Here is a 14,070-nt window from a genome sequence, read left to right on the forward strand (position 1 = left end):
TGAACACCGCCATCCGGCCCCCCATCGGGACGCGGGGCGCCGCGTACTGCGGGAACGCGAACCATTGATAGCGGCCCGGGACTCGACCCACGCCGGGACGCGGGGGCGCCGCGTGCGCCGCGTGTCAGGAGCCTGAGTTGTACTGGTCCCGGCCCGCCTGGTACACCCGCGCCGAACCCGACACCGTCGCGCTCTGCACCACGACCTGCTCGGGGGATCGCCCGGCGGGCAGCAGCGGCGCCCACTGCTCGTCCAGCACCCGGCGCAGCTCCGCCGCCAGGCCGGGGTCGTCGGCCAGCAGGCGGCGCAACCGGCGCTGCCAGTCGGACACCAGCCCCTCCTCGGCCGGGACGTCACCGGCCCGCCGGGCCGCCAGCAGCTCGTCGCGGACCTCTACCAGCTCGGCCTCGATGGCCGGCACCCGCTCGGGATGCACCCGCCGCCACAACGCCACCGCCCCCGCGCGCGCCTGCTCCCACCCGTCGGTGGCCATCGCCGTCACCAACGCCGTCCCCGCCGCCAGCACCAACGGATCCACAGCACCTCACCCCACGTAGCGCACCGAACGTAACGACGCGAGCACCCTCGACACCACCTAAGCACGGCGATTCTGGGAGCACCAGCGAGTACCCGGTCAGGTGGCCGGGCGGCCGTACGTCTCCAGCAGGCGCAGCCAGATCTCGTTGATCGTCGGGTAGGCGGGCACCGCGTGCCACAGCCGGTCGAGCGGCACCTCGGCGGTGACCGCGATCGTCGCCGCGTGCAGCAACTCGCTCACGTCGGGACCGACGAAGGTCACCCCGAGCACGACCTTGCGCTTCTCGTCGACCACCATGCGGGCGGTCCCGGTGTACCCGTCCGCGTGCACGCTCGCCCCGGCGACGCCGCCCATCTCGTAGTCGACCGTGCGGATCTCGTAGCCCGCCTCGCGCGCGGCCCGCTCCGTGAGCCCCACGGAGGCGACCTCCGGGTCGGTGAACGTCACCTGCGGCACGGCCTGGTGGTCGGCGGTCGCGACATGCGCGCCCCACGGGGCGTCCGACACCGGCCTGCCGGTCGCCCGGGCCGCGATGACGTCGCCCGCGGCCCGCGCCTGGTACTTGCCCTGGTGGGTGAGCAGCGCGCGGTGGGTCACGTCGCCGGTGGCGTACAGCCAGTCGAAGCCGCGCGCGAGCATCGTGTCGTCGGTCTCGATCCAGTCGCCGGGGGTCAGGCCGATCGTCTCCAGCCCGATGTCCCGCGTACGCGGCGTGCGGCCCGTCGCGACCAGCACCTCGGCGGCCGTCACGTCCCCGGCGTCGGTCTCGACGACGACGTCGCCGCCCTCCGAGCGGGTCACCCGCGTCGTCTTGGTGCCGAGCAGGACCCGGACCCCCTGCTCGCGCAGCGCCTTGGTGACCAGCTCGCCCGCGAACGGCTCCATGCCGGCGAGCAGGCCGCTGCGCGAGATCAACGTGACCTCCGTGCCGAACCCCGCGTACGCCGTGGCCATCTCGGTCGCGACGACGCCCCCGCCGATGACGGCGAGGCTCGCGGGCACGGTCTTGGCGCTCGTCGCCTCCCGGCTCGTCCACGGGCGGGCATCGCGCAGGCCGTCGATGCCGGGGACGAGCGGGTCGGACCCGGTGGACACGCACACGGCGTGACGCGCGGTGAGCACGGTCGCCGTGCCGTCCGGGGCCGTGACCGTGACCTCCTTCGGGCCGGTGAGGCGGCCGTGGCCGCGGACCACCGAGATGCCGGCGCCCTCGGCCCACTGCACCTGGCTCTCGTCGGACCAGTCGTGCGTGAACGCGTCACGGCGCGCGAGCACCGCGCGCACGTCGAGTTCCCCCGTCACGGCCTCGGCGGCGCCGGGGACCTGCCGGGCGGCGCGCAACGCCTGGCCGGAGCGCAGCAGCGCCTTGGAGGGCATGCACGCCCAGTAGGAGCACTCGCCCCCGACGAGCTCGTGCTCGATCAACACGGCGGTCAGGCCGCCCTGCACCGCGCGGTCGGCGACGTTCTCACCGACCGCCCCGGCGCCCAGCACAATGAGGTCGTACTCGGTCGGTTTCATCGCCGCCAGGATATCGGTCCCCACCCCCTCCCCGCAGGCCGTCCCACGCCTCACCAGCACACCGACCGAAACCGGCACGCCAGTCGGGATCACCGGTGCACCGGCGGGGGCGACGACCGGGACCCGCCCGAAGCCGGAGACTCATCGAACTTTCAGGTAATCCGACGGAAGGTCTCATCGGGCCCGCCGAAGGTGGGGTCATGACCACGACAGCAGCCCTCCGGTCCTCGGAACCGCGGCCGGCCCGCCCACCCGGCGCCGCCGCCCCGCGCGCCTCCCCTCGCCTGTGGACGTACACCGCCGTGGTCGCGGCGGCGTCGAGCATGATCGCCGTCACGGCGCTGTGGGTGGGCGGTCAGGGCGTGCCGCAGGTGCTGGGCGGCGGGCCGGAGGCCGTGACGGCGATCGGCCGCGTGACCGGGCTCTGGGCGGCGGACCTGCTGCTGGCGCAGGTGCTGCTGATGGCGCGCGTCCCGATGGTGGAGCGCGCCTTCGGGCAGGACCGGCTGGCGCGCTGGCACCGGTGGACGGGCTTCACGTCCTTCTCCCTGATGGTGACGCACCTCGTGCTGATCACGATCGGGTACGCCGCGACGGTGCGGGCGAACCCGTTCGCCGAGGCGTGGGACATGATCGTGTCCTATCCCGGGATGCTGCTCGCCACGGCCGGCACCCTCCTGCTGGTCCTGGTCGTCGTCACCTCGGTGCGGGCCGCGCGGCGGCGGCTGCGGTACGAGTCGTGGCACCTGCTGCACCTGTACGCCTACCTGGGCGTCGGCCTCGCGCTCCCGCACCAGTTGTGGAACGGGTCGGAATTCGTCGGATCCCCGGCGGCGCGGGCGTACTGGTGGACGCTGTACGCGGTGGCCGTCGGCGCGGTGCTGACCTGCCGCATCGGGCTCCCGCTCTGGCGCAGCCGGCGGCACCGCCTGACCGTCAGCCACGTCACCACGGAAGGGCCGGGGCTGACGTCGGTCTACCTGACCGGCCGCCGCCTGGACACGCTGCCGGTCCGGGCCGGCCAGTTCTTCAACTGGCGTTTCCTGGACGGGCCCGGCTGGTCGCGCGCGCACCCGTACTCCCTGTCGGGCGCGCCCCGGGACGACCTGGTGCGAATCACCGTGAAGGACCTGGGCGACGGCAGCGCCCGGGTGGCCTCCCTCCGGCCCGGCACCCGGGCGCTCATAGAGGGGCCGTACGGGAAGCTGACCGGCGAGACGTACACGGGCGGGCCACTGGTGATGCTGGCGTGCGGGATCGGTATCACGCCGCTGCTGGCCATGCTGTGGGACCTGCCCTACCGGCCCGGTGACGCCACGCTGGTCTACCGGGCCCGAGGCGAGCGGGAGGTGGGTTTCCGCGGCGAGCTCGACCTGCTCGCCGAGACGCGGGGGCTCAGGGTCGTCTACGTGTACGGCCCGCGCGCCGGCCGCGCGTCGTGGCTGCCGCGCTCCCTCGCCGGGCAGAGCGACGCTGGCGCGCTGCTTCGGGCCGCGCCGGCCATCGCCGCCGCCCAGGTCTACGTCTGCGGCCCGGACGCCTGGACCGAGGCGGTCACGGCCGCCGCGCGGTCCGCAGGCGTACCCGCCCGAAACCTGCGTACCGAACGGTTCTCCTGGTGAGTGAAAGGACGACGACGATGCGACGCGTCACACTGTGGGTGCTGTCGACGGTGGCGGTACTGGTACTCCTGTTCACCTACCGCACCAGCACCATGGGCCCCACGACGACCCCACCCGCGGCCATCGCCGCCGCCCCCGGCCAGAACGCCCCGGCGGCCGCCCGCGCGGGGAGCGGTGGCGGGACGTACGAGGGGTCGGTCGCGCAGACCCGGTGGGGGCCGGTGCAGGTCACCATCACCGTGAGCGGCGGCAGGATCACCGGCGTGGACGTGCCGGTCTTCCCGGCCGGCAACCGCAGGGACGAGGAGATCAACGCGTTCGCGCTCCCCGTGCTGCGCCAGGAGACCGTGGAGGCGCAGAGCGCCGAGATCGACACCGTCTCCGGCGCCACCGTCACCAGCGACGGCTACATCGCGTCGCTGCAGGCCGCCCTCGACGCCGCCCACCTCTCATGACCGCCGCGTACCAACGCCGGGCATGGGTCCAGCAGATCATGGGAATGCCCGTCAGCGTCCACGTGCGCTGCGACGACCCCTCCGCCGCGCACGTCGAGCACCGCGTCGCGGCCGTCTTCGCCGAACTGAGGCACGCCGACGCCGTCTTCAGCCCCTACCGCGACGACAGCGACCTCTCCCGCTGGCAACGCGGCGAACTAACCCTGCACAGCGCCAACGTCCCGCTCACCAAGGCCGACGCCGCGTTTGCCGAGGCCGACGCCGCGCTCGTCAAGGCCGGCGCCGCGCTTGCCGAGGCGAACGGCACGCTCGCCGAAGCCGCTGCCGCGCTCGCCGAGGTCAACGGCACCCTCCCCAAGGCCGACTTCACCCTCGCCGAGGTGGTGGCGCTGTGCGAGCAGGCCCGCCTGCGCACCGGCGGCTGGTTCGACGCGCGCGCCGACGGCCGCACCTACGACCCGTCCGGGCTGGTCAAGGGCTGGGCGGTACAACGGGCCGCCCGGAACCTGGCCGGCCTCCACGGGTACGGGTGGTGCCTCAACGCCGGCGGCGACGTCCTGGTGCACGCCCCGGACGGCCGGCCGCCGTGGCGCGTCGGCATCGAGGACCCCGACCGCCCGAGCCGGACGACAGGGGTCATCACCGTGCGCGACGGCGCCGTCGCCACCTCCGGGACCGCGCACCGGGGCGCCCACATCACCGACCCCCACACCCGCGCCCCCGCCACGAAGGTACGCGCGGTGACCGTGACCGGCCCGGACCTCCTGTGGGCCGACGTCTACGCCACCGCCGCCGCGGCCCGGGGAACCGACGCGATCGACTGGCTGAACAGCCTCCCCCGCATAGAAGCCCAACTCCTCACCACCACAGGTACAACCCACACCACCACAGGCTGGTCAGGAGGCTGACTCCTGCTCCTCCTCCACCTGCCGGTTCCAGTCGCGCTTGGTGGACTGCCAGCCGTCCTCGTCCTGGCCGACGCGCCAGTACCCCGAGATGGACAGCGCCTCCCTCGGCACGCCGTGTTCGACGCGCAGCAGGTGCCGCAGCTCCTTCACGAAGCCCGCCTCACCGTGCACGAACGCCTGGAGCGCGCCCGAGGGGAAGTCGAGGGCCCGTACCGAGCGGACCAGGGCCTCGCCGACGCGTCCCGCCCCCCGGTGCAGCCAGGTGATGGACACGTCCCCGGGCGACGCGAGCTTCTGCTCCTCCTCCGGCCCGGCGACCTCGACGAAGACGTGCGCCCGCGCGCCGTCCGGCAGTCGCTCCAGGGCGGCGGAGATGGCGGGCAGCGCGCTCTCGTCACCGGCCAGCAGGTGCCAGTCGGCCGCCGGGTCGGGCGCGTACCCGCCGCCCGGGCCGAGGAACCGCAGCTCGTAGCCGGGACGGACCGACGCGGCCCACGGACCGGCGATGCCCTCGTCCCCGTGGTAGACGAAGTCCAGGGACAGCTCACCCGCTTCGGCGTCCCACCGGCGCACCGTATAGGTACGCACGACCGGCCACTGCTCGCGCGGAAGCTCGCCACGAATGTGCTGGAGGTCGAAGGGCTCCGGGTAGGTCACCCCCTCGGGGGGGAACAGCAGCTTGACGTAATGATCGGTGTACTCACCCGCGCCGAAGCCCGCCAGCCCCGGCCCGCCCAGGACGACACGGATCATGTGCGGCGTCACCCGTTCGACCCGCAGCACCTCGGCCTGCGTCACCGTCTGCTTCCGCCGCACCGGCCGCTCGGTCATGCCCGCCCCCGCCGTCCAGCCACCGAACCGCCCAGCCGCTCAGCGGCCTTACTCCCGATCTCAGCCCCCACAAGAATCCCCTCCACCCTCCACGCACGACACCCGCCGCGCTCCGCCCCTCCAGACTAGAGAACAACCACTCCCACTCGGCACAGCCCCCGGGGCACCCCTGCCCACCGAGCCCCAAGAGCGCGAAGAAGGGGGACCCGGCCGTGAACGGACCGCATCCAGTACTTGCTGAGGTCTTTCGAGAGGCTCCGAGTGATTCCCATTCACGGGGCCGTCGACGTAGATAAAGCGAGAAGTACGGGGCGAAGGGCGGATGTCGACCGCGACGTGGTGCGCCTGCCTGGCCTCACGAGATTCCGAGCGGGCCGGCTCGACCGGCTACCCCCCGCGGACCCTCACCCAGCCAGAGGGGTGGTCTTCGGCTCTTCCCTCGATTCGCGTACTCGCGAGACCAGGTAGAGAACTGCGAAAAGGAATGGGAAGACAAGGGCCAGGATCCAGGCACCTTCGGTGAGAGCGGCGGGAACGCTTCCATGGTCGACAAAGTGCCGTGCGGTCACACCTACGGCGCTGGCGACACTGAATCCCACGCTGTATATCAGAACCTGGCGGGTGCTCCGGGGAGAGGCCACACCTGAAGGCTAGTCGGAACACAGGCGCCTTCGCCGGTACCACTTACGGTACGGCAGGGAAGCACGGGAAGGCGAGGCGCTGAGATCGCGGCCCTGACCACGGCCAAGACCCCTGAAAGGACGACCTGTCGTGGATCAGAACGAACCGGTCGCCGATTCGGTCGAGGTCAACGGCTATTACGGCGCCGTGCTCGTCCAGAAGTCGCAGATGCGTTCTGACCTCGAAGGACGGCGCGCGCTCGCCGACTCGGCACGGGCCCGGACCGTGTGCTCAGCGGCGTGGTCGAGGACGGTGGCCGGGGGTCGCCCGGTGGTCCGGCGCGCGGTTGACCGGAAACTCGTTCCAATGCCGTCGAACTGGTCACGCGAACTGTCCGTAGCTCCAGATGAGCGGTCGTCGCCGTAGTGGCGACGGGTCGCGATTCCCCCAGGCAAGAAGGGATCGGGCAGAGATGCGACGCGCACGTATCGCCTCGGTCGCCACCGTGGTTCTCAGCCTCATCGTGCTTCAGACGACTACGGCCTGCTCCGGAGACTCTGGCAAGCCGGACGCGGCCGCCACCGGGCCGGTGCCGAGCGCCTTACCGGCGGAGGAGCTGGTGCCACGGATCATCGCGTCGCTGCAGGGTGCCGATGCCGCGCCTGCGGATTCCGGCTCTTCGGCGCAGGTACCCCAGGACGGGGCGACACCGCAGGACGGCGCGGCCCCGGCGGACACGGCCGCTCCGACAGGTGGGGCCGCCCCGGCGGACGGGACGGCGTCCCAGGATGCGGCGTCGCAGGCGACGATCTCGACCCCGTGGGGCCCGCTGAGTGCGGCGGACCGTGATCTGGTGGTCAAGGTACGTCTGGCCGGCCTCTGGGAGATCCCGACGGGCAGGCAGGCCGCGCGACGCGGCTTCCGGGCCCTCACCAGGAAGAACCTCGGGGAGATCGCCCGGCAGCACGAACGTCTGGACGCCGAGGTCCGGGAGGTGGCGGCGCAGCTGCGCGTGCCGCTGCCCGATGAGCCCAACGAGGACCAGAAGGGATGGATGGCCGAGATCTCCGCCAAGAAGGGACTCGCCTACGACGAGACGGCCGTCATGCGTTTGCGCATGGCACACGGGAAGATCTTCCCCGCCATCGGCGCGGTCCGGGCTTCCACCCGCAACACTCTGATCCGCGGCTTCGCCGAGAGCGCGGCGAAGTTTGTGAACACCCACATGGGCCTGCTCGAGGGCACGGGCCTGGCCGGGGACCACGCCCTGCCTCCCGCCCCGACCGTGAGCGCGGTTCCCTCGACGGTCCCGACGGGACAACCCCTGCCGAGCGCACCCCCCGCGACCTCGCTACTCGACGACATCGAGGAGAGCCACCACTCCACCGACAGCCAATGACCTACGCTCAGGTGGCCGCCTTGACGCGGGCGGGCCGGCGAGCGCCACGCCGAGGCCATGACGCGAGACGCTTCCACCACGGCGCCCGCTTCGCCACCCGCCAGCGTTCGGCGGCGAACACCTCCATCGCCACCGTCAAAGCCTCCTTGTCACCGTGATCCCGCATCGAGAGCGCGGCGTCCGCGAGGGTTCTCCCAGCGGTGGCGAGCCGCTCGTCCCCGCACCGATCCAGCAGTAGCGTCGTCGCGGCGATCTGCGCGGTAGGCTCCGCCAGCGAACCGACAAGGGCGGCGTTCCCGGCGAAGTCCCAGCCCATGACGGCACGGGACGCCCCTCCGAGCCCGCCCCAGACTTCGTGGTAGCGCGCCCACCCCTCGGCCAGCTCGGCGAGTGCAAGGACGCCGACCTTGGCCTTCGCCGCCCCCGATACCCACAACTGGTGATGGACATCCAGGGCGCTCCCGAAACGCGCCACGGCGATGATGAGTCGATCGGAGAGATCCGCGAGCTCGGCTCGGCGCGCGCTTCGCCGCGCGAATCCTGACCACAACCATCCGGCGACGGGTATGGCGACCGCGACGATAACGGCCATGATCGCGGCGATCAGCGTGGCGGTGGATTCAGAGATTCGGTCCAGATTCACCACGCTATGGTGGCGGAATCTCCCTTCGCCTCGCGGCCTGGAGCCCCAGCACTTGACAGCTGACCTGTGCAACGGCATCAAGCACCTGAAGCGCGACCGACCAGGGAAAACCGGTGACCAGGCGACCGATATCGCCGGCCAGGATGTCACCGTCAACGAACTGCCCGCGTTCACCACGCCGTTCGTCTATTCCGGCCCCCCTGAGCCTAGGGTCGCTACCGCAGAGCGCCCTCGCCCTCCGAAGAGGTGCGGGGACGCCCTGGGTAAGCGGTTCGACCCTAAGCGGTCCCGCGCGGGCCGGGTCGCGGCTCTGCGGCCGGTCCCGGCACACGACGCCCAAGCCCTTCCGTGTGGCTGCCGAAGAAAGCCGGCGGCATCAGGACTCTACGTAGAACTTCCACTTCTTAGGGTTGTACTGGTCGTAGCACTGAGGGCTGGTGCCGGAATCCACCGCGGCCATGGCCGACCGCCAGTATTCACACAGACCCTGAGTCTCGTAAGGGCCGTACCACGTTCTCGTAGCCGCGCTCGCACTGGCGGAGGTCAAGGGGAGAAGTACGGTGCAGGCGGCGATCGCCGTGATGGTTATCGACTTAACGCTGCGTAGCAGCATGCTGTGTGTCTCCTTCGTACTAGGAGTGACAGGTTGAGCCATTTCTCATGATCAGCGGAGAGGCGGATCGCTCCCAGAGGCTTACCTGCCATCCGTCGTCGACTTCGTGCCAGATTCGGAGCCGAGAGGGCGTGGCGAGCACGGATGCCGGCGCCCGCGGTGCGGATCGAGTGAACCGACACCGACCTGGACGCACGCACGATCAGCGTGCTGGAGGACCAGGACGCCGAGGCCGGCATCATAGGCGGCCGGCGGGTCGGGTCGGGTGCGGTGTGCACCACCGAGCTGGGCGCGCCGCTCGAATTGCAGTACCTCAGTAAGCGGTGGAGTCGGCTGGTGGCTTGGTCGGGCTTGCCGCCGGTGCGATCGGATGATGGCCGTCACTGTGCGGCGACGCTGATGCTTGCGGCGAAGGTGGGACATGAAGGTGGCAGCCGCAACTCTCGGACACCGGCAGTTCTGGCTCACTGCGGAAAGGACTGCCTGGCGATCAAAGGATTGGCTGGTAGGGCGGGTGGGACTTGAAACCACGATTGACGGATTATGGGTCGATCGGTCGTCGGAAGCAGTCCGTGGCCTCTGATCCGGCATAAGCGCTCATCGGGTCAACCGTGGGCGAGAGATCATCCATACATATCCCGCGTGCGGACACTGCATCCAAACCGCATTAGCAGCTCGGATTTTGCCCCTCTCGTGTGGTTCAACCTGGACCAACGCGTCCGGCTGATCCCCCCGGAACTACGGGATGTGCCGATCCCTCCTGAGCTGGTAATGAATCTCCGGGAGCACATCGATCGGCATGGCACCGTGGCTGACGGGCGGCTGTTCCGGACTCTTACCGGCAGCGTCTTCGTCGGCACCGCGTACGGGAAGGTCTGGAAGGAGGCACGGACGTACGCTCTGACCCCTGGCCAGGTCGCGTCTCCTCTGGCCGGCGGGCCGTACGACCTGCGAGTACGCGGCGGTCTCGCTCTGGCTCAACGTGGGTGTTGCGGCTCCGGACGTAGCTGGACGGGCTGGACACCGCGCGGACGTGTTGCCCGGGTCTACGCCAAGTGCATCGACGGTCAGCGTGAGGTCGCCAACCAGCGGATCATGGGTGCGCCGGCGCCTTGAAGACGATCTATCTCGAAGGGTCACGGTCATCCTGTGGCCCTTCGTTTTTGCCCGGCTGAGCTGGGCGAACGAAGCCGTTTCCATCCCGCGCATATCCCGTGAGCAACGGCTTGCGGCTGCCTTCGGTGGCGGGCGGCTGCTTGGGTGTGCGGGCCGTTTCGGGGGAAGTGGCTGGTCAAGGGGTGTTTCGGAAGGTGGGGGAGTAGGGCGGGTGGGACTTGAACCCACGACCTACGGATTATGAGTCCGCTGCTCTGACCGGCTGAGCTACCGCCCCGCAAGCCTGGAGTCTCTCATAAGTTGGCGTCCATGTGAGCACGGGGAGTTGTTCACTTTAGCCGGTCCCTGGACAAGTTTGGTACGGCCGGGTCGGGGGTGTGGTGATCAGGTCCAGGGTGGGCGGCTGACGCCCTGGGATGAGCCGCCGACCCTGGACCGATCAGGTCGGGGCGGGGTCAGGTGGCCGCGCAGGCGGGGGTGGGGGCGGTGTTGGTGGTGGTCCAGGTGCCGTTGAAGCCGAAGGTGGTGGAGGCGCCGGCGGTCAGGGCGCCGTTGTAGCCGAGGTTCTTGACCGTGATGGCGCTGCCGCTGGAGGTCAGGGCGCCGTTCCAGAGCTGGGAGATGGTCTGGCCGTTGGCGAAGGTCCAGGTGACGGTCCAGCCGGTGGTCGCGGTGGTGCCGGTGTTCTTGACCGTCACCTCGCCGCCGAAGCCGCCCGGCCACGAGTTGGCGATCTTGTAGGTGGCCGTGCAGCCGCCGGCCGTGGGGGGCGGGGTGGAGATGGTGGGCGTCGGGGTCGGGGTGGTGGGGGGCGGGGTCGTGCCGAGCAACTGGACGAGGGCCGGGTACCACTTGTTCGCCATCTTCTGGTCGCCGGTGCTGTTCGGGTGCACGCCGTCGTAGGTGTCGGCGGAGGTGCTGAAGCCGGTCCACTGGTCCACGACGACGACGGGCGACTGGGTGGTGGTCTTGGACTGCGCCCAGGAGGGGATCGCGGCGTTGAGGGCGACGGCGCGCTGTGCGCATTCGGCGCAGGTGCTGGGGTTCATCGGGATGATCTGGGCGACGAGGATCTTCATGGCGGGGTTGGAAACCCGCATCTGGTCGACGAGCTTGCCGTAGGCGGTGAGGATGGTGGCCGTCGGGCGGTTGCTCCATACGTCGTTGGTCCCGAAGTGCATGAGGACGACGTCGGGGCTGGTGGCGGAGAGCCAGCCGGGGAGCTGGTTCTGGTCGGCCACGTTGGTGACGAGCGCGCCGCCGTGTCCTTCGTTCTCGCCGTCGTAGGACACCCCGCATCCCTGGGGCGGCAGGGTCCCGACGAAGTCGAGTCCGGTGTATCCGCCCTGGACCAGCTTGTTCCACAGCAGGGCCCGCCAGCATCCGGGGGATCCGGTGATGGAGTCGCCGAGGGGCATGATCTTCACGGTCGCGGCACGGGCGGGTGGCGCGGGCGTGATGACCAGGTACGCCAGTACCCCGATCAACGCCGCCGCCACCGCCAGGAGCGCGCGCCTGGTCGTCGTCGCCATCCTTCACCTCCGCTGGTCGCCTCGTGATGGTAGGGACACGGGGTCGCCGCGAGGAAGGAGCCGGGCGCCGCATGGGGCGGTGACCTGGGCTCCGGCCGCTCCGGGGGTTGAAAGTTACAGCGGGGGAGCTGGAGATGGGGTCAGTCGGTGGGGTCGGGGTCTTCGGTGGGGGCGGGGGTGTCGAGGGGGCGGAGGCGTTCCCAGATGAGGAAGACGGCGCCGGTGACGATCATGGCGACTCCCGTCCAGAGGTTGATGCGCACCCCTTCGGCCTTGTCCACCGCCGACTGGCCGTCCAGGAGGCCGGCGACCGTGAGGATCACGCCGTACAGGAGGAACAGGCCGCCGATGATGCGGCGGATGTCGAACAGCCGGGCGACGCGCTTGCGGCCGGTCTCGTCGCTCACAGGGATCTCCGATCAGATGAAGGGGATGTAGAGGGCGGCGGCGAGGATGAGGGCGCCGGTGCCGAGGACGATGGGGGAACGGAACCAGGCCGTGTCGCCCTTGACGGTGTCGTCGGCGATCGAGGCGTCGCTGAGGCCGTAGACCAGGCCGCGCAGTTCGCTCTCCGGCTTGGGCGTGGTGAGCAGGGTGACCGCGACCGAGACGATCGCGTCCACGACGAACGCCGTGCCCGCGCCCCAGAAGGTGGCGTTGAGCTCGGTGCCGAAGTCGATGACGCCGACCTTGAACAGGATGTAGGTGGCGAACGCGGCGATCGTTCCGGTCAGCAGTCCCCAGAAGCCGGCCCACGCGGTCATCCGCTTCCAGAACAGGCCGATGATGAACGTGGCGAACAGCGGCGCGTTGAAGAACGAGAACAGCGTCTGCAAATAGTTCATGATGTTGCTGAACCCGGAGGCGATCAGCGCGGTGCCGACGCCGAGCACGACGCCGGCGACGGTGGCCAGGCGCCCGAGCCTGAGGTAGTACTCGTCGGGCTTGTCCTTCTTCACGTGCGACTTCCAGATGTCGTAGGTGAAGACGGTGTTGAAGCCGCTGATGTTGGCCGCCATCCCGGCCATGAACGAGGCGAGCAGGCCGGTGACGGCGATGCCGAGCACGCCGTTGGGGAGCAGGTCGCCCATGAGCAGCGGGATCGCCTCGTTGTATTGGGGGCCGCCCGGCTTGCCGAGGTCGTTGAACAGCACGAGGGCGACGAGGCCGGGGATGACGGTGACGGCCGGGATGACCAGTTTGGGGTAGGCGGCGATGATCGGGGTGAGCCGGGCGGCCCTGGTGTTGCGTGCGGACAGGCCGCGCTGGACCTCGGCGAAGTTCGTCGTCCAGTAGCCGAAGGACAGGACGAAGCCGAGGCCGAGGACGATGCCGATCCAGTGGGCGCCGAGGGGGTTGGCGTCGGCGGAACCGGTGTTCGCCCAGGCGTGCAGCCCGGGTTCGCCGAGCGAGGAGCTCTTGACCTTGTCGGCCAGCCCGGAGAACCCGCCCACCTTGATCAGCCCGAGCACGGTGATCGGGATGAGCCCGGCCAGGATGACGAAGAACTGCATGACCTCGTTGTAGATCGCGGAGGACAGGCCGCCGAGCACGACGTAGGCGAGCACGATGGCCGCCGACACGACGATCGACAGCATGAGCGGCCAGCCGAGCAGCGCGCCCATGACCAGCGCGAGCGCGTACAGGTTGATGCCGGCGATGAGGATCTGCGCCACGGCGAAGGTGATCGCGTTGAGCAGCTGGGTCTGGCCGTTGAAGCGCTTGCGCAGGAAGTCGGGGACGCTGTGCACCTTGGAGCGGTAGTAGAACGGCATCATCACGACGCCGAGGAACACCATCGCGGGGACGGCGCCGATCCAGTAGTAGTGCACGGTGGCGACGCCGTACTGCACGCCGTTCGCGGCCATGCCGAGGATCTCGGTGGCGCCGAGGTTGGCGGACAGGAACGCCAGGCCGGTGATCCACGCGGGGAGGGATCTCCCGGAGAGGAAGAAGTCCAGGCTGGTGCGGATGGCACGGCGCGCGGCGAGGCCGATGCCGAGCACGGTGACGAAGTAGAGCGCCAGGACGGTGTAGTCAAGCCAGTTGACGTCCAGTCTCAGGTCCTGCGCCGCGAGAGCCAGGTGATTAGCCACGAACCCCCCGTTACCCTGAAATTTGACGCTTTCACCTGCCGGTTTCGACGAGTTGTGCGGAGCCCGGAACACAGCGCGAACCGCCCCGGACCCGTGCCGAGAAAGTTTAGGCGTCAAACTATTGACGCACGGGGCCCGGCTGTGTGAACCTGCGGCCGAGGCTGTCAGGAGCCTC

General features: G+C 70.2%; 12 protein-coding genes and 1 tRNA gene. 5 read left to right on the plus strand and 8 right to left on the minus strand.

Features of this window, described 5'->3' with window-relative positions:
- Window positions 1–124: 124 nt before the first annotated feature.
- The gene (locus tag NYZ98_RS03545) at window positions 125–538 is read right to left on the minus strand and encodes a hypothetical protein (protein ID WP_262840992.1); all 414 of its coding nucleotides are present in this window, start codon (window positions 536–538) and stop codon (window positions 125–127) included.
- 96 nt (window positions 539–634) lie between these two features.
- Entirely contained in the window at window positions 635–2,059 is a 1,425-nt protein-coding gene (locus NYZ98_RS03550) for a dihydrolipoyl dehydrogenase family protein (RefSeq protein WP_262840993.1), read from the minus strand.
- A 200-nt stretch (window positions 2,060–2,259) separates the two neighbouring features.
- On the opposite strand from NYZ98_RS03550, the gene NYZ98_RS03555 reads away from it, so the two are divergent.
- From NYZ98_RS03555 to NYZ98_RS03565, 3 genes are read left to right on the plus strand one after another with little or no spacing between them, the layout of a single operon-like run.
- Window positions 2,260–3,681, plus strand: a complete 1,422-nt coding sequence (locus NYZ98_RS03555; protein ID WP_262840994.1) for a ferredoxin reductase family protein — start codon at window positions 2,260–2,262, stop codon at window positions 3,679–3,681.
- A gap of 17 nt (window positions 3,682–3,698) precedes the next feature.
- Window positions 3,699–4,136: an FMN-binding protein gene (locus tag NYZ98_RS03560; RefSeq protein WP_262840995.1), complete on the plus strand. Its 438-nt coding sequence runs from the start codon at window positions 3,699–3,701 to the stop codon at window positions 4,134–4,136.
- Window positions 4,133–5,044 carry an FAD:protein FMN transferase gene (locus NYZ98_RS03565; RefSeq protein ID WP_262840996.1) on the plus strand — a complete coding sequence of 304 codons (912 nt, stop codon included), beginning with the start codon at window positions 4,133–4,135 and terminating at the stop codon, window positions 5,042–5,044. Before NYZ98_RS03560 ends, NYZ98_RS03565 begins: the two co-directional genes overlap by 4 nt.
- On the opposite strand, the gene NYZ98_RS03570 is transcribed toward NYZ98_RS03565, so the two are convergent.
- Window positions 5,033–5,875: a siderophore-interacting protein gene (locus NYZ98_RS03570; RefSeq protein WP_262840997.1), complete on the minus strand. Its 843-nt coding sequence runs from the start codon at window positions 5,873–5,875 to the stop codon at window positions 5,033–5,035. The genes NYZ98_RS03565 and NYZ98_RS03570 overlap by 12 nt on opposite strands.
- Before the next feature lie 771 nt (window positions 5,876–6,646).
- Here NYZ98_RS03570 and NYZ98_RS03575 point away from each other — a divergent pair.
- Window positions 6,647–6,922 (plus strand): hypothetical protein, encoded by a 276-nt coding sequence (locus NYZ98_RS03575; protein ID WP_262840998.1) that lies wholly within the window; start codon window positions 6,647–6,649, stop codon window positions 6,920–6,922.
- Between the two features lie 46 nt (window positions 6,923–6,968).
- The gene (locus tag NYZ98_RS03580) at window positions 6,969–7,895 is read left to right on the plus strand and encodes a DUF4142 domain-containing protein (protein ID WP_262840999.1); all 927 of its coding nucleotides are present in this window, start codon (window positions 6,969–6,971) and stop codon (window positions 7,893–7,895) included.
- Window positions 7,896–7,902: 7 nt separating this feature from the next.
- Here the strand turns inward: NYZ98_RS03580 and NYZ98_RS03585 are convergent, their stop codons facing one another.
- From NYZ98_RS03585 to NYZ98_RS03610, 5 genes are all read right to left on the minus strand, one after another.
- Complete coding sequence (locus NYZ98_RS03585) at window positions 7,903–8,538, minus strand: hypothetical protein (protein WP_262841000.1); 636 nt, start codon at window positions 8,536–8,538, stop codon at window positions 7,903–7,905.
- A gap of 1,932 nt (window positions 8,539–10,470) precedes the next feature.
- Window positions 10,471–10,544, minus strand: a tRNA-Ile gene (locus NYZ98_RS03595).
- A 178-nt stretch (window positions 10,545–10,722) separates the two neighbouring features.
- Window positions 10,723–11,799: a cellulose binding domain-containing protein gene (locus tag NYZ98_RS03600; protein ID WP_262841001.1), complete on the minus strand. Its 1,077-nt coding sequence runs from the start codon at window positions 11,797–11,799 to the stop codon at window positions 10,723–10,725.
- A gap of 140 nt (window positions 11,800–11,939) precedes the next feature.
- Window positions 11,940–12,206 (minus strand): hypothetical protein, encoded by a 267-nt coding sequence (locus NYZ98_RS03605; protein ID WP_262841002.1) that lies wholly within the window; start codon window positions 12,204–12,206, stop codon window positions 11,940–11,942.
- 12 nt (window positions 12,207–12,218) lie between these two features.
- On the minus strand, window positions 12,219–13,895 hold the full coding sequence (locus NYZ98_RS03610; RefSeq protein WP_262841003.1) for a sodium:solute symporter family protein: 1,677 nt from the start codon (window positions 13,893–13,895) through the stop codon (window positions 12,219–12,221).
- Between the last annotated feature and the right edge of the window lie 175 nt (window positions 13,896–14,070).

The sequence above is a fragment of the Sphaerisporangium corydalis genome, from assembly GCF_025506355.1.
In the GTDB taxonomy this organism is placed as follows: Bacteria; Actinomycetota; Actinomycetes; order Streptosporangiales; family Streptosporangiaceae; genus Sphaerisporangium; species Sphaerisporangium corydalis.